This is a genomic window from Streptacidiphilus melanogenes, from assembly GCF_000787835.1.
Taxonomy (GTDB): Bacteria; Actinomycetota; Actinomycetes; order Streptomycetales; family Streptomycetaceae; genus Streptacidiphilus; species Streptacidiphilus melanogenes.
In genome coordinates, this window is the sequence record NZ_BBPP01000002.1 from 142,884 (window position 1) to 156,535 (window position 13,652).

12 protein-coding genes and 1 tRNA gene are annotated in these 13,652 nt (G+C 70.9%); 7 read left to right on the plus strand and 6 right to left on the minus strand.

The window, feature by feature from the left end; translation table 11 throughout:
- Positions 1-40: 40 nt before the first annotated feature.
- Positions 41-1,243, minus strand: coding sequence for a L,D-transpeptidase (locus TR49_RS02525; protein WP_042376655.1), 1,203 nt, complete (start codon positions 1,241-1,243; stop codon positions 41-43).
- A gap of 172 nt (positions 1,244-1,415) precedes the next feature.
- Entirely contained in the window at positions 1,416-1,739 is a 324-nt protein-coding gene (locus TR49_RS02530; protein ID WP_042376657.1) for a hypothetical protein, read from the minus strand.
- A 98-nt stretch (positions 1,740-1,837) separates the two neighbouring features.
- Here TR49_RS02530 and TR49_RS02535 point away from each other — a divergent pair, with 98 nt between their 5' ends.
- A complete protein-coding gene (locus TR49_RS02535; RefSeq protein WP_042376659.1) occupies positions 1,838-2,089 on the plus strand; it encodes a hypothetical protein in 252 nt (83 codons plus the stop codon).
- A gap of 337 nt (positions 2,090-2,426) precedes the next feature.
- Here the strand turns inward: TR49_RS02535 and TR49_RS02540 are convergent, their stop codons facing one another.
- A complete protein-coding gene (locus tag TR49_RS02540) occupies positions 2,427-3,818 on the minus strand; it encodes a cystathionine beta-synthase (protein ID WP_042376660.1) in 1,392 nt (463 codons plus the stop codon).
- Between the two features lie 350 nt (positions 3,819-4,168).
- Here TR49_RS02540 and TR49_RS02545 point away from each other — a divergent pair, with 350 nt between their 5' ends.
- From TR49_RS02545 to TR49_RS02555, 3 genes are all read left to right on the plus strand, one after another.
- Positions 4,169-5,245 carry an SGNH/GDSL hydrolase family protein gene (locus TR49_RS02545; RefSeq protein ID WP_052433985.1) on the plus strand — a complete coding sequence of 359 codons (1,077 nt, stop codon included), beginning with the start codon at positions 4,169-4,171 and terminating at the stop codon, positions 5,243-5,245.
- A gap of 108 nt (positions 5,246-5,353) precedes the next feature.
- A complete protein-coding gene (locus tag TR49_RS02550) occupies positions 5,354-6,574 on the plus strand; it encodes an acetyl-CoA C-acetyltransferase (RefSeq protein WP_042376662.1) in 1,221 nt (406 codons plus the stop codon).
- Positions 6,575-6,845: 271 nt separating this feature from the next.
- Positions 6,846-7,586, plus strand: coding sequence for a hypothetical protein (locus TR49_RS02555; RefSeq protein WP_042376663.1), 741 nt, complete (start codon positions 6,846-6,848; stop codon positions 7,584-7,586).
- Positions 7,587-7,775: 189 nt separating this feature from the next.
- On the opposite strand, the gene TR49_RS02560 is transcribed toward TR49_RS02555, so the two are convergent.
- Entirely contained in the window at positions 7,776-8,063 is a 288-nt protein-coding gene (locus TR49_RS02560) for a hypothetical protein (protein WP_042376666.1), read from the minus strand.
- Positions 8,064-8,203: 140 nt separating this feature from the next.
- Between TR49_RS02560 and TR49_RS02565 the strand changes: the two genes are divergently transcribed.
- Positions 8,204-8,422: a DUF4287 domain-containing protein gene (locus TR49_RS02565; protein ID WP_439654069.1), complete on the plus strand. Its 219-nt coding sequence runs from the start codon at positions 8,204-8,206 to the stop codon at positions 8,420-8,422.
- Between the two features lie 58 nt (positions 8,423-8,480).
- On the opposite strand, the gene TR49_RS02570 is transcribed toward TR49_RS02565, so the two are convergent.
- Positions 8,481-8,562 (minus strand) — tRNA-Leu (locus TR49_RS02570).
- A 339-nt stretch (positions 8,563-8,901) separates the two neighbouring features.
- Here TR49_RS02570 and TR49_RS02575 point away from each other — a divergent pair.
- Complete coding sequence (locus TR49_RS02575; protein ID WP_042376669.1) at positions 8,902-9,660, plus strand: ABC transporter ATP-binding protein; 759 nt, start codon at positions 8,902-8,904, stop codon at positions 9,658-9,660.
- 24 nt (positions 9,661-9,684) lie between these two features.
- Positions 9,685-12,237: an ABC transporter permease gene (locus TR49_RS02580; protein ID WP_042376671.1), complete on the plus strand. Its 2,553-nt coding sequence runs from the start codon at positions 9,685-9,687 to the stop codon at positions 12,235-12,237.
- 129 nt (positions 12,238-12,366) lie between these two features.
- Here the strand turns inward: TR49_RS02580 and TR49_RS02585 are convergent, their stop codons facing one another.
- The gene (locus TR49_RS02585; protein ID WP_042376673.1) at positions 12,367-13,512 is read right to left on the minus strand and encodes a DUF6183 family protein; all 1,146 of its coding nucleotides are present in this window, start codon (positions 13,510-13,512) and stop codon (positions 12,367-12,369) included.
- Between the last annotated feature and the right edge of the window lie 140 nt (positions 13,513-13,652).

The window sequence follows — 13,652 nt, forward strand, 5'->3', positions numbered from 1 at the left end:
TGCCCGCGTCGTCCCGGCGCGCGGTCTCCTCGGACCGCGCTCAGACCGCGCTGCCGGACTTCCAGGCGGCCCAGTCCATGTTCCAGCCGTTCAGGCCGTTGGAGGGGTCGACCGTACGGTCGCCGGAGTTGATGACCTGGACCACGTCGCCCACGATCGAGCTGTTGTAGAACTCGGCGGCGGGCGTGCCCGGGTCCCCCGCACCGCGGACGTCGTGGAGGCCGACGCAGCCGTGGCTGGTGTTGACGTTGCCGAAGGTGCCGTAGGACCAGTAGTTGCCGTGGATGAAGGTCCCGGAGTTGGTCAGCCGCTGCGCGTGCGGGACGTCGGGGATGTCGTACTCGCCGCCCAGGTTGACGGTGCGTGAGTCCATCCGGGTCTGCAGCAGCTTCTCGGAGATGACCATCTTGCCCGCCCAGGTGGTGTGCTCGGGGCTGCCGCCGGAGATCGGGAAGGTGCTGACGACCTTGCCGTCGCGGGTGACGGTGAGCTGGTGGGAGCCGAGGTCGGCGACGCTGGTCTGGCTGCGGCCGATGGTGAAGACCGCCGACCTGTTCTGGGTGCCGAAGCGCCCGTCCGCGCCTTCGACGTCCTTGAGGGCGATGGTGACGCTGACCGTCGTACCGGGCTTCCAGTACTCCTCGGGACGGAAGTCCAGCCGGGTGTCGCCGAACCAGTGGCCCGCGATCTCAACGGGCGGTTCGGCCTTCACGGTGATGGCCTTCTGCACCGCGGCCTTGTTCGTCACCGCGTGGTCGAAGGTGACGGAGACCGGCATGCCGACCCCGACCGTGGCCTTGTCGTCGGGGGTGTAGACACCGACGAAGGAGTTCACGGGCTTGCCGGTCGTGAACGCGGACGCGGTGGTCGCGGTGGTGCCGGCGGTGTCCTTGGTGACTGCGGCGAGCTTGTAGCCGGCGCTGGAGGCGAGCGGGGTGTCGCTGGTCCATCCGGTGCGGTCGGCGGTGAGCCGGCCGGCTATGTGCTTTCCGTCCGGGCCGGTCAGCGTGACCGACTCCAGCGTGCCCTGGACCACCTGGACGGTGACGGGGGCGGTCATGTCGACGCCCGTCGCCCCGTCCTTCGGAGTGACCGTCACGTTGGCCTTGGAGGCTGCGGGTGAGGCGCCGCCGGAGCCCTTGGAGCGGGAGTCCGATCCCGTGCAGCCGGCTATCAGCAGCACCGGGGTCCCGACCATGCCCGCGACCACGGATCGCCGGGTCCAGTTCGCTGCTGTCGCCATGGCTCACTCCTGCCGTAGGGGTCGTGCGCTTAGTGCGCTTATCACCCTAAACAGGACTGCCGATAACGCCCAATTCGGACGTCTCGGACACCACTCATCTGGCGGATGGTCAGGATGCCGCAGCCCGGCGGACGCCCGCCGGAGTGCCCGGCGGACCTCCCGCCGCCCGGGGTCACTCCTCCGTGCCGGCCTCGAACGGCTCCCAGTCCTCGGTCTCGGCGTCGTAGTCGACGGGCTGCGTCTCCCAGCCGGCCTCGGCCAGCTCGACTCCGGGGATGTTCTCGAGCATCGCGACCGGGTCGATGAAGTGCGCGACCGCACCGCTCGGGTCGAGGCTGATCGCCTCGACCGCCTCGGCGCGCTCCTCGTCCTCCAGGTACTCGTCGCTCTCGACCTGCTCCAGCGCCGCGGCCTGCAGCGCCTTCACATCGACGATCTCGGCGATCAGCTCGATCTGCAGCCGGATGTAGCGCGGCGAGCCGCTCTCAGTAGTCATGGGCCGAGCCTATCCAAAGGCCGCCAAAGGTGATTAGCATCGTCCGGACCAGCGCGAAGCAGCCGTCGTCACGGCCGTCGTACGTAGTAGGAGCGCCCGTGGGTCGCCGTCATCTCACCGTCACCGCCGTCGCAGCCGGCATCGGCACTGCGCTGACCCTCGCGGTAGGACCCTACGCGACGTCAGGCTCCTCACCGGCGACGCAGGTTCACACCACGGCGAGCAGCGGCACCGCGTTCACAGCGACCGGTTCGGTGCGGACCGACGACACGCCCTACCTGGTCGGCGGCGCGGGTTGCCTGCTGGCCGGAGCGGGGATCGTGATCGCCCGCCGCCGCGTCGCGCCCTGAAGGCGCGCCTTCGCCTCCGCATGGAAACACCAGCAGGGCCGGCCCCGAAGGGCCGGCCCTGCTGTCTCCGTCGTGTTCCCCCACCCGGGAACGCGGAGCTGGTGCCGCGGGGCGCCGCACCCCGTCGTGACGACGGGGGCGGGACGACGGCGTTCCCCGCGGGCTGGACGCGGCCGGCCGGGTCAGGGCCGTCCGACGCGTCCTGGTGACGGCGGAGTCAGGGAGCCGCTCCGTTCCCCGCTGTCACCACGCTCGGCTTCTCGCCGTTGACAAGAACAATGCCGGAGCGTTGTTAACCACGTGCTGCCGGTACGTGACGCCTACGTACCAATTGGGCCTACTTACGCGACATGAAAGCGAGCAGGTCCTGCCGGGTGACGATGCCCTGCGGCTTGCCCTGGACCAGCACGACCGCCGCGTCGGCCCGCTCGAGCACGTTCATCAGGCTGCTGACCGACTCCATGGAGCCGACCACCGGCAGCGGCGCGGACATGTGCGTGCCGATCGGGTCCTCCAGGCCGAAGCGCTTGGCGAACAGTCCGTCCAGCAGGTCGCGCTCGACGATGGAGCCGATCACCTCACCGGCCATCACGTCCGGGTGCCCGGCTCCCGGGGAGACCACCGGCATCTGCGAGACGCCGTACTCACGCAGGATCTGCACGGCCTCGCCGACGGTCTCGTTCGGGTGGACGTGGACGAACTGCGGGATGCCGTCGTGCTCCAGCGCGTCCTTGCGCGCCAGGACGTCGCCGACGTGTGCCTCGTCGCCGCCCTCCTCCAGGAAGCCGTAGTCGCGCATCCACTCGTCGTTGAAGATCTTGCTCAGGTAGCCGCGGCCGGAGTCCGGCAGCAGCACCACGACGACGTCGTCGGGGCCGAGGCGCTTGGCCACCTCCAGCGCGGCCACGACGGCCATGCCGCAGGAGCCGCCCACCAGCAGGCCCTCCTCCTTGGCCAGGCGGCGGGTCATCTGGAAGGAGTCCTTGTCCGAGACCGGCACGATCTCGTCCGCGACCTCGCGGTCGTAGGCGGTGGGCCAGAAGTCCTCGCCGACGCCCTCGACCAGGTACGGGCGGCCGGTACCGCCGGAGTAGACCGAGCCCTCCGGGTCGGCGCCGACGACCTTGACCCGGCCCTCGGAGGCGTCCTTCAGGTAGCGGCCGGTGCCGGAGATGGTGCCGCCGGTGCCGACGCCGGCGACGAAGTGCGTGATCCGGCCCTCGGTCTGGTCCCAGATCTCGGGGCCGGTGGACTCGTAGTGGGAGGCCGGGTTGTTCGGGTTGGAGTACTGGTCCGGCTTCCAGGCGCCCGGCGTCTCGCGGACCAGGCGGTCCGAGACGTTGTAGTAGGAGTCCGGGTGCTCGGGCGCCACGGCGGTCGGGCAGACCACGACCTCGGCACCGTAGGCCCGCAGCACGTTGATCTTGTCTGTGGAGACCTTGTCAGGGCAGACGAAGATGCACTTGTAGCCCTTCTGCTGGGCCACGATCGCCAGACCGACACCGGTGTTTCCGGAGGTGGGCTCGACGATGGTGCCCCCGGGCTTGAGCGCACCGGAGGCCTCGGCGGCCTCGATCATCTTGATCGCGATGCGGTCCTTCACCGAACCGCCGGGATTGAAGTACTCCACCTTGGCAAGGACGGTGGCGGAGATGCCTTCGGCCACCTTGTTCAGCTTGACCAGGGGGGTGTTCCCGACCAGGTCGATGATCGAGTCGTGGTACCGCAACGGGTTCCTCCGCGGTGTAGCGGTGTGAGGGAAATATGCGGAGCGCACGGTTTGTCGACTCCGCGGGTGCCAGCGTAATGCGGGAGACTCGGTCACAGGGCGCGGTCGGCTTCCGCTCGCGGTGTCTTCGGCGACGCAGGCGCGTGGCGGAGGCGCGGTCGGGGCGCGGTGCGGCGTGCGGTGGCAGGCTGTCGGCTGTTTTGGCGCGAATGCCGCTGTCGCGGCCGAAACACGAGCGCGTCCGCGGACGTTACCGGGTATTGACGCAGTGATGCAGTTGCCCCGGGTCCTACCGGGACCGCCACGAGCGGGCCCGGCAGGACCCGGGCCCTACCCACTTGGGGGTGGTCATGTCACGAGCACGGGTTGCCCGACGCATCGCCGCGGCCGCGGCGTACGGCGGTGGCGGGATCGGTCTCCTCGGCGTGGGGCTCGTGGGCGTGCTGCTGGCCGAGGCCAAGATCGCGGAGCACCAGCTGGACACGCTGAAGGGCGAGCCGCCGCGCGCCGACGGCCGCTACGGCACCGCCTTCGCCGCCGCTGACGCCAGCCCGCTGCGCTTCGCCGTGCTCGGCGACTCCACCGCGGCCGGGTTCGGCGTGGACCGCGGCCGGGAGACTCCCGGGGCACTGCTGGCCGCAGGCATCGCCTCCGTCACCGAGCGCCCCGTCGACCTCTTCGTGGTCGCCGCCAACGGCGCGACCTCCGAGGACCTGGCCCGGCAACTGGACGTGCTGCTCAGAATGACCGGCCCGGAGGGCCCGGAACTGGCCCTGATCATGATCGGCGCCAACGACGTCACCCAGATGACCAAGCGGGCCACCGCGGTCCGCCTGCTCGGCGACACGCTGAAGCAGCTGCGCGCCGTCGGCGCCGAGGTGGTCGTCGGCACCTGCCCCGACCTCGGCACCATCGAGCCGGTGCGCCCGCCGCTGCGCTGGCTGGCCCGGCGCGCGAGCCGCCAGCTCGCCGCCGCGCAGGCGATCACCGTGGTCGAGGCGGGCGCGCGCAGCGTCTCCCTGGGGGACCTGCTGGGCCAGGAGTTCCGCGGGCGCCACGAGATGTTCGCGTCGGACCGCTACCATCCTTCCGCCCAGGGCTATGCCACGGCCGCAATGGCGATGCTGCCGACGCTCTGCGCGGCGCTCGGCGTCTGGCCGGAGATCCCCTCCGAGCAGCGCGGCGAGGGCCTGCACTCGCTGGCCAAGGCAGCTGCGGTCGCCGCCTCCCACGGCGGCACCGAGGTCGCCCCGGCGGGCCACTGGGCCCAGCTGCTGCGCCGGGCCCGCCGTCCGCTCAGCGCCGTCGGCAACGGCGCGAGCCCCGAGGGCGGCGAGCAGTCGGCCGACGGGTCGGCCGAGTCCCCGTCCGAGGGCGGCACGACGCCGGTCGACCCCGCGCTGTCTACGTCAGACAGCTCACAGTGACGCAGCACTGACGACACCCCTACCTGGGAGTAGCTTTCTGGCAGGCCTGTCTCCGCCTCCCGGCGGCAGGCCTGCCGGTCCTCCCTCTCCGCATCTCCAGGAGCCACCATGCCCGAAGCCGTCATCGTCAGCGCCGCCCGTTCGCCGATCGGCCGGGCCGGGAAGGGCTCACTCAAGGACGTCCGCCCGGACGACCTGACCACGCAGATCGTCGCCGCGGCGCTGGCCAAGGTGCCCGAGCTGGACCCGCGCGAGATCGACGACCTGATGCTGGGCTGCGGTCTGCCCGGCGGCGAGGCCGGTTACAACCTCGGCCGCGTGGTCGCCGTGCAGCTGGGCATGGACCACCTGCCGGGCTGCACCATCACCCGCTACTGCTCCTCCTCGCTGCAGACCACCCGCATGGCGCTGCACGCGATCAAGGCGGGCGAGGGCGACGTCTTCATCTCGGCCGGCGTGGAGACCGTCTCCCGCTACGTCAAGGGCAGCTCGGACGGCCTGCCCGACACCATGAACCCGCTCTTCGACGTGGCCCGGGCCCGTACCGAGGCCCGCGCGGCCGGCGGCGCGGACAGCTGGCACGACCCGCGCGAGGACGGTCAGGTGCCCGACGTCTACATCGCCATGGGCCAGACTGCGGAGAACCTCGCCCAGCTCAAGGGCGTCACCCGCCGCGACATGGACGAGTTCGGCGTCCGCAGCCAGAACCTGGCCGAGAAGGCCATCGCGGACGGCTTCTGGGCCCGCGAGATCACCCCGGTGACGACGCCGGACGGCACCGTCGTCAGCACGGACGACGGCCCGCGCGCGGGCGTCACCCTGGAGGGCGTCGAGGGCCTGAAGCCGGTCTTCCGCCCCGACGGCCTGGTCACCGCCGGCAACTGCTGCCCGCTGAACGACGGCGCGGCGGCGCTCGTCATCATGTCGGACACCAAGGCCCGTGAGCTGGGTCTGACCCCGCTGGCCCGGATCGTCTCCACCGGCGTCTCCGGCCTCTCCCCCGAGATCATGGGCCTCGGTCCGGTCGAGGCCTCCAAGCAGGCCCTGAAGCGCGCCGGCCTGTCGATCTCCGACATCGACCTGGTCGAGATCAACGAGGCCTTCGCCGCCCAGGTGATCCCCTCCTACCGGGACCTCGGCATCGACCTGGACCGCCTGAACGTCAACGGCGGCGCGATCGCCGTGGGCCACCCCTTCGGCATGACCGGCGCCCGCATCACCACCACGCTGATCAACTCGCTGCAGTGGCACGACAAGCAGTTCGGCCTGGAGACCATGTGCGTCGGCGGCGGCCAGGGCATGGCCATGGTCATCGAGCGGCTCTCATAAGAACTTCACGATGACCCGTTTGGGCCAATAGCGGACGGGTAAGGGTTGGGTCACGTTCCGCCGCGACCCAACCCGTTTTCTTTATCTCCCCCTCATCTTCGGTCGACAGAGCGCGATCATCCGGTCGCATTCCGTAGAGAATTGTTCTCCGGAAAAGCTCGACAATGTCGGACGTCACAGATGAAAAGGGCATTACGCCCTGCCGGGATTTGCCTCGGTGCGGCACTGTTGGGGTGACCGCCTGTTCAGATCCTCGCAAGGGGTGCCTCCCGTGACCGTCCTCCTTCTCGCTGTGCTCGCGCTGGTCACCGTGTTCGCCGTGGCCACGCTGCTGTCCGTGCGTGCCATGCGGCGACGCCTGGAGTCGGACCTGGAGTCCACCGTCCGCCGCGCCGTGGCCGTGGCACTCGCCGAGGACCGGGAACGCGAGATCGCCGAGGCGCGCAGTTTCTGGGCCGAGCAGGAGGCCCGCGCCGCGGAGGATTCCGTGACCCCCGAGGAGATCGAGGCGGTGGAAAGCCTCGACGCCCTTGTGGCGGAGAACACCCTCTTCCTGCCGGCCCCCCGTGGATTCCTCGACGAGTCGGGGGAAATGGACCCCGAGTTCGCAGACGCGCTGCGCTCCGCGCTCGAGGAGATGATCACCGAGGGCGACCGGGTGGCCCGGCCCAGCCACCCCGCCGAGCCCGGCTTCATCCCGCAGCCGACGCCGACCCCCGAGTGGACCGATCTGCGCCTGCTGGAGCTCGTCGAGGTCGGCACCGCGCTCAAGGACGTCCGTCCCGGCCCGATGGGCACCCTCGACGTCTACGTCTTCGAGGACGAGACCACCCTGTGCGTCGCCCCCGGCGACGCGGAGACCGGCGCCCGCATCCGCGAGGCGGTCGCCTCCGGCATCCCGGTCCGCCTCCTCGGCACCTCCCGCCTCCCCGGCGCCCACGCCCTGACCTTCGCCCTCTCCGACGACGAGACGGTCTACGTCCTCGCGGACCGGGTGGTCGCCAGCCTCTGAGGCGCTGCGTCCTCGCGGAGAGCCAGTTGCAACCCTCCAGGGGCGCGAGCCTCTACCGGTGTGCGGCTCCGCCGCGTGGGCGCGACAAGCCACCCACGTGCGGATGAGCCCCCGCGACAGGGCCATCCGCACGCCGTTGGTCACTCGCGCAGTTCCCCGCATCCCTGGGGCTGCAACCGAGCGTCGTGCTTAGAACTCCGCGATGGCCCTGAGGGCGTCGGCGAGGATCCGGTCCGCCTGGGGACCCTCCGTCGCAGCGAGCGTGAGCGCCAGATCGTGCGCCGCCACCGCGATCTGATCCCCCACCACGAACGCCCCGGCGTCGGGGATCTCCGCCGTCGCCCCGGATGCCCGCGCCAGCGTCCGGGCGAGTTCCAGGCCCGCCGGAGCCTGTCGCGAGAGCGAACTCTGCGGCATCGCGCGGAAACGGTCCGCCAAACGCTCGGCGGCGGCGAGAAGTGGTGTGGGATCGGGCATGCACCGAGCGTATCCGCGCATCGCGGATGAGAGCACGTGCGGACGGGTACGGAAGCCTCGACGCCGACTGTTGCCAAGCCAGGGCCCCTGCGGCACAGTCGTGAAACGGACCGCTCTACCGGAGGCGCCCAGTGACCCTCATGTACTCCGCAGAGACCCATCAGAACCTGATCTCCCGGATCCCCGCTGTGACGGGCCGGAGCATCGACGACTGGCTTCACGCCGTGGCCGAAGGGCCGGGGCTCCACCGCTGTGAGGAGAAGATCGAGTGGCTCCGGCGCGAGTACGAGATCTCGTACGGCTACGCCAAGGCGCTCGTCCACGAGTTCGACCTGCGGCGGGCCGCCGCGCGGATGTAGCAGGAGGCTTGCGGGTCCGCGAGCTAGCCTGAGCATGTCAGACCAGTTCGCGGACCCGTGCCCGGAGCCGGACTCGAACCGGCACGGCCTCCCGGCCAGCGAGGTTTAAGCTCGCCGTGTCTGCGTTCCACCATCCGGGCGCATTCCCGAGGCAAAGCCTATCCGGAGCTGTGCACCGCTCGTGCACAGATGTCGGGAAGTTGGCTCATTTTACCGGACTCTGACAATACGTCAGTGCAGCTCGCAGGGGGCGTGCGCCCGGCGCGCACGCACCGCGCCGAGTGCTGCCCCTGAGGGCGACCCTGAGAGAGTCCCCGATACGTCCCCGAGGAGTCGGAGACGGTGTCATACCGGGGAAGGAGCAACGGTCCGTGCTTCGGGCCGACTCCCGGGCCGGTAACGGCGGAGAGGATGAAGGAGCGGTAGCAGGCCGCACTTCCTCTCCTCACCAGCCCGTTTCCGACCCTCGGAGTCCCACCGTGACCACCACTGCTCTGCGCACCGCCGCAGCTCGAGCCTCGGACCTGACCAAGGTCTACGGCTCCGGCGACACCCGCGTCACCGCTCTGGACCACGTCTCGGTGGATTTCTACCGCGGCGAGTTCACCGCCATCATGGGGCCGTCGGGCTCCGGCAAGTCGACCCTGATGCACTGCATGGCCGGTCTGGACGACGTCAGCTCCGGCTCGGCGCGGATCGGCGACATCGAGCTCAACGGCCTCAAGGACAAGGCGCTCACCAAGCTGCGCCGCGACCAGATCGGCTTCGTCTTCCAGGCGTTCAACCTGCTGCCGACGCTGACGGCGCTGGAGAACATCACCCTGCCGATGGACATCGCCGGCCGGAAGCCCGACAAGGCGTGGCTGGACCGGGTGATCGCCACCGTCGGCCTGGCCGACCGGCTGAGCCACCGGCCCAGCCAGCTCTCCGGCGGCCAGCAGCAACGCGTCGCCTGTGCCCGCGCGCTGGCCTCCCGGCCCGAGATCATCTTCGCGGACGAGCCCACCGGCAACCTCGACTCCCGCTCCGGCGCGGAGATCCTCGGCTTCCTGCGCTCCTCCGTGCGCGAGCTCGGCCAGACCATCGTCATGGTCACCCACGACCCGGTCGCCGCCTCCTACGCGGACCGCGTCATCTTCCTCGCCGACGGGCGCATCGTCGACGAGCTCCAGGCCCCCTCGGCCGACGGCGTCCTGGACCGCATGCGCCGGTTCGACGCCAAGGGCCGGACCAGCTGAGCGACGACGGGGATCCAAGAGCTCATGTTCAAGACCGCACTGCGCAACGTGCTGTCCCACAAGGGGCGGCTGCTGATGACGATGCTCGCCGTCGTCCTGGGCACGGCCTTCGTGGCCGGCACCCTGGTCTTCTCCGACTCGGTCAGCACGGCGCTGAAGAACAGCCTTTCGCACAACTACGACAACGTCTCGGTCCGCGTGGAGAACAGCGCGGCCGGTGAGGGCCGCAGCGCCCAGGACAACAACAGCGACGCCAAGCCGCTGACCGACGCGACACTGCGCCAGATCCGCGCCCTGCCGGGCACCGCCTCCGCGGTCGGCACGGTCGAGGGCTTCGCCGGGATCTCCGACGCGAACGGGAACCTGGTCGGCGGCCGCGGCGGGACCCAGGGCGCCAACTTCAGCCCGGGCGCCGACGGCACGGACACGCGCTACCCGATGGCTCAGGGCTCCGGCCCGACCACCTCCACCCAGATCGCCGTCGACCAGCGCACCGCGCAGAAGAACGGCTTCAAGGTCGGCGACACCCTCCGGGTCGCCGTCAACGGCCCGGTCATGCAGCTGACCGTCTCCGGCATCTTCACCTCGGACGACCCGGCGCTGAGCTCCGGCGGCTCGCTGGTGCTGTTCGACACCGCCACGGCCCAGCGGCTCTACACCGCGCCGGGCCAGTACGGGTGGATCGACGCCCTGGCCAAGCCCGGCACCGGCCAGGACGCGCTGGAGTCGCAGATCGGGCAGGTCGTCCCGCACAGCGGCAACATCACCCTGCACACCGGCGCGTCCCTGACCGCCGACGCCAAGCAGATGGTCGAGGACGACTCGAAGAACATGAAGACGGCGCTGCTGTTCTTCGCGGGCGTCGCCCTGTTCGTCGGGATCTTCCTGATCTCCAACACCTTCACCATGCTGATCGCGCAGCGCACCCGCGAGCTGGCGCTGATGCGCGCCCTCGGCGCGAGCCGCAAGCAGGTGCGGCGTTCGGTGCTGCTGGAGGCGCTGCTGGTCGGCCTCACCGCATCGCTTGCGGGTCTCGGCGCCGGCGTCGGCATCGGCGCCGCGCTCAAGGCCTGGGCCGGTTCCAGCGGCAATCTCCCCGGCGGCGGTCTGACGGTCACTCCGTCGACGGTCCTGATCACCCTTTTGGTCGGCACCGTCGTCACGGCGCTCGCCGCGCTCTTCCCGGCGCTGCGCGCCTCCCGGGTCCCCCCGGTGGCGGCGATGAGCAGCAACGACCAGCCGGCCTCGCAGAAGAGCCTGGTGGTGCGGAACAGCATCGGCCTGGTGCTGGCGGGCCTCGGCGTGGGCGTGGTGCTGCTCGGCGTCTCCCAGGGCGGCAGCGCCGGCCGGATGCCGGTCGCGCTGGGCGCGCTGCTGGTGATGCTCGGCGTCTTCGTGCTCACCCCGCTGCTGTCGCGGCCGATCATCGCGGCGACGGGCCCGCTCTTCCGTCGCCTCTTCGGCATCAGCGGCACGCTGGCCAAGCAGAACGCCATCCGCAACCCGCGTCGCACCGCGGCCACCGCCTCCGCGCTCACCATCGGCGTCACACTGATCACCGCGCTGACCGTCATCGGCACGTCGATCAGCACCACGATCACCAAGCAGGTCACCGCCAACATGAAGGCGGACTACGCGGTCAGCACGCAGCTGGGCTACCCGGTCTCGCCGCAGCTGCTCGCCCAGCTGAAGTCGGCGAAGGGCGTCACCGCCGTGAGCGCCGCCGACTCGCAGTACGTCACGGTCAACGGCACGGACCTCTCGCTCAACGGCTACGACGCGGGCAGCTTCGACCAGTTGGTCGCGCCGGACCTGACCCAGGGGACGCTCGACGCCTTCAAGCAGGGGCAGCTCCTGATCGACGCCGACCACGCCAAGAGCCTCGACGCCACGGTCGGCAGCACGGTCAAGGTCGCCTACCCGAACGGCACCTCCGGCACCCTGACGGTCGGCGGCGTCTACCCCAAGAGCGACCTCCTCGGCCCCGCCCTGTTGAGCGAGCAGGCCCTCAGGGGCCACACCCTGGCGCCGTACTACAACGTCGTCCTGGTCAAGACGGACGGCGGCGCCTCCAGCGCCAACGAGCAGGCGCTCCGCGACGCCACGGGCCTGAACCCGCTGGTCAAGGTGCAGTCGCAGCAGCAGATGGTGGACCAGTTCAACTCGCTGATCTCGATGATGCTGACGATCCTCTACGCCCTGCTGGGCATGGCGGTCCTGATCGCCATCCTCGGCGTGGTCAACACCCTCGCCATGTCGGTCTTCGAGCGCAAGCGCGAGCTGGGCATGCTGCGGGCGGTCGGCCTCGACCGTCGCGGGGTCAAGCGGATGGTCCGGCTGGAGTCCGTGGTCATCGCGGTCTTCGGTGCGGCGATGGGCGTCGCCATCGGCACCTTCCTCGCCTGGGCGGCGAACGGCCTCCTGAAGTCGAGCCTCTCCGGCCTCACCACGGCCCTCCCCTGGGGCCGCCTGGCCCTCTTCATCGCCCTCGGCGCCACGGTCGGCCTCCTCGCAGCCCTCTGGCCCGCACGCCGGGCCGCCAGGCTCGACATCCTGGGCGCGATCAAGACGGACTGACGGAGCGTCGCAGCACCGTCCCAGGGGGCGCGGGACCTGGTCCCGCGCCCCCTGGGTGTGCCACCGGCGCCTCGTACGCTCCCGAGTTCCTTCCCGCAGCGGCACCCTGGGGCCGGGCTCGGTGCGCGATCAGTCCGTGTCGGTGGCTGCCAGTACGGCCAGTCGACGCCGGTCCGGGCTCAGCGCGGCGATGCCGACGTCCCAGGCCACCTGGTGGAACCAGTCCGTGTCGGCTTCGAAGTCGTACCAGGAGCAGCCGCGGACGCGCTCGTCGACCGTCTCGTGGGGAGCGCCCGCCGGTGCTCCAGCCAGCCCGGCGAGCGACTGCCAGGCCGCCAGTCGGCCGTAGGCGCCGTAGCGGCCCCTGTCGTACGCGCCGCCGGTGGAGGCAGCGGCGAAGAGCACCTCCCAGGCCCGCTCGGGCGACTGCACCGACATCGAGAACGAGCTCGCCTTCGGGCCCCCGTGCAGGCACTCGAGACCCAGGCCCGCCAGCACACGTCCCTGCACATCCCCTTGGAGCGGCTCCCCCAGCGCGAACGTGCGGGCCTCGACCTGCCCGTTGGACTGCCCCGTCCAGGTTGCGAACGCGGCGGCCATCGCGGTGGCCTCCGGCTCGCTCGTCGTCTCCGCGACCCCCCGGAGCCTGGCCGACCGATCCGCCCTCCCTGAGGAGCCACCTCCTGAGGAGCCGTTCGACGGCCTGTACGGCATCGGGCTGCCGCCGCCCCTCACGCCGAACGCCGGCAGGCCCGGGTCGCGTTCGATCTCGGACAGCGTCAACGGCAGCCATGCCAGCGGGTGGTGGCGCCAGTGCGGGGACGCTGCCCACCGGGCCACGGCGGGCACGGTCGCGGCCTCGACGCCCCGGAGCGCCAACTCCTGGACCAGACAGGCACGCAGCTCCTCCGGCGCGCGGTGTCTGAACACCTCGGCCAGATCAGCGGGTCGCTGCCCCGACGCCAGGAGGGACGCCAGGTACGGCACACGCCCCCGTCGGCCGACCTCGAGTGCGGACGCAAGCCTCAGCAAGTGCACCACGTTCTCCGCCCCGGGCGTGAGGGCGAGCAGCCGCACCAGGTGGTCGAGCACCGACCGGTACTGCCACGTCCTCCCGTCGGCGTCGCTTCTGCTCGCCTTCACAAGGGCGAGGCCCAGGTCGGCGACGAAGCCACCGTCCCCGGCCGCGAGCCGCCGGTCGGCCACGTCCCAGACGCCCGTCACCTGGTTCAGGGCGGGCAGATCGGACACGATCTTCTGTATCTGGTCGGTCACGCCCCCGAGGGTAGGGAGCCTGTGCCCCTCCCCTTCCCCGCTTTTCGCCCGCCGCCCGCTGCCCGCTGCCCGCCGCCCGCCGCCCGCCCCTGAACGTGCCAGCGCCCCCGCCCGTGGGAACGGGCGGGGGCGCTTACGGC

Bases quoted from the DNA above. Each gene is read 5' to 3' on its own strand.
- TR49_RS02550 (WP_042376662.1), top strand. From the start codon at position 5,354: ATGCCCGAAGCCGTCATCGTCAGCGCCGCCCGTTCGCCGATCGGCCGG.
- TR49_RS02560 (WP_042376666.1), bottom strand. From the start codon at position 8,063: ATGCCCGATCCCACACCACTTCTCGCCGCCGCCGAGCGTTTGGCGGAC.
- TR49_RS02580 (WP_042376671.1), top strand. From the start codon at position 9,685: ATGTTCAAGACCGCACTGCGCAACGTGCTGTCCCACAAGGGGCGGCTG.
- TR49_RS02545 (WP_052433985.1), top strand. From the start codon at position 4,169: ATGTCACGAGCACGGGTTGCCCGACGCATCGCCGCGGCCGCGGCGTAC.
- TR49_RS02525 (WP_042376655.1), bottom strand. From the start codon at position 1,243: ATGGCGACAGCAGCGAACTGGACCCGGCGATCCGTGGTCGCGGGCATG.
- TR49_RS02530 (WP_042376657.1), bottom strand. From the start codon at position 1,739: ATGACTACTGAGAGCGGCTCGCCGCGCTACATCCGGCTGCAGATCGAG.
- TR49_RS02565 (WP_439654069.1), top strand. From the start codon at position 8,204: ATGTACTCCGCAGAGACCCATCAGAACCTGATCTCCCGGATCCCCGCT.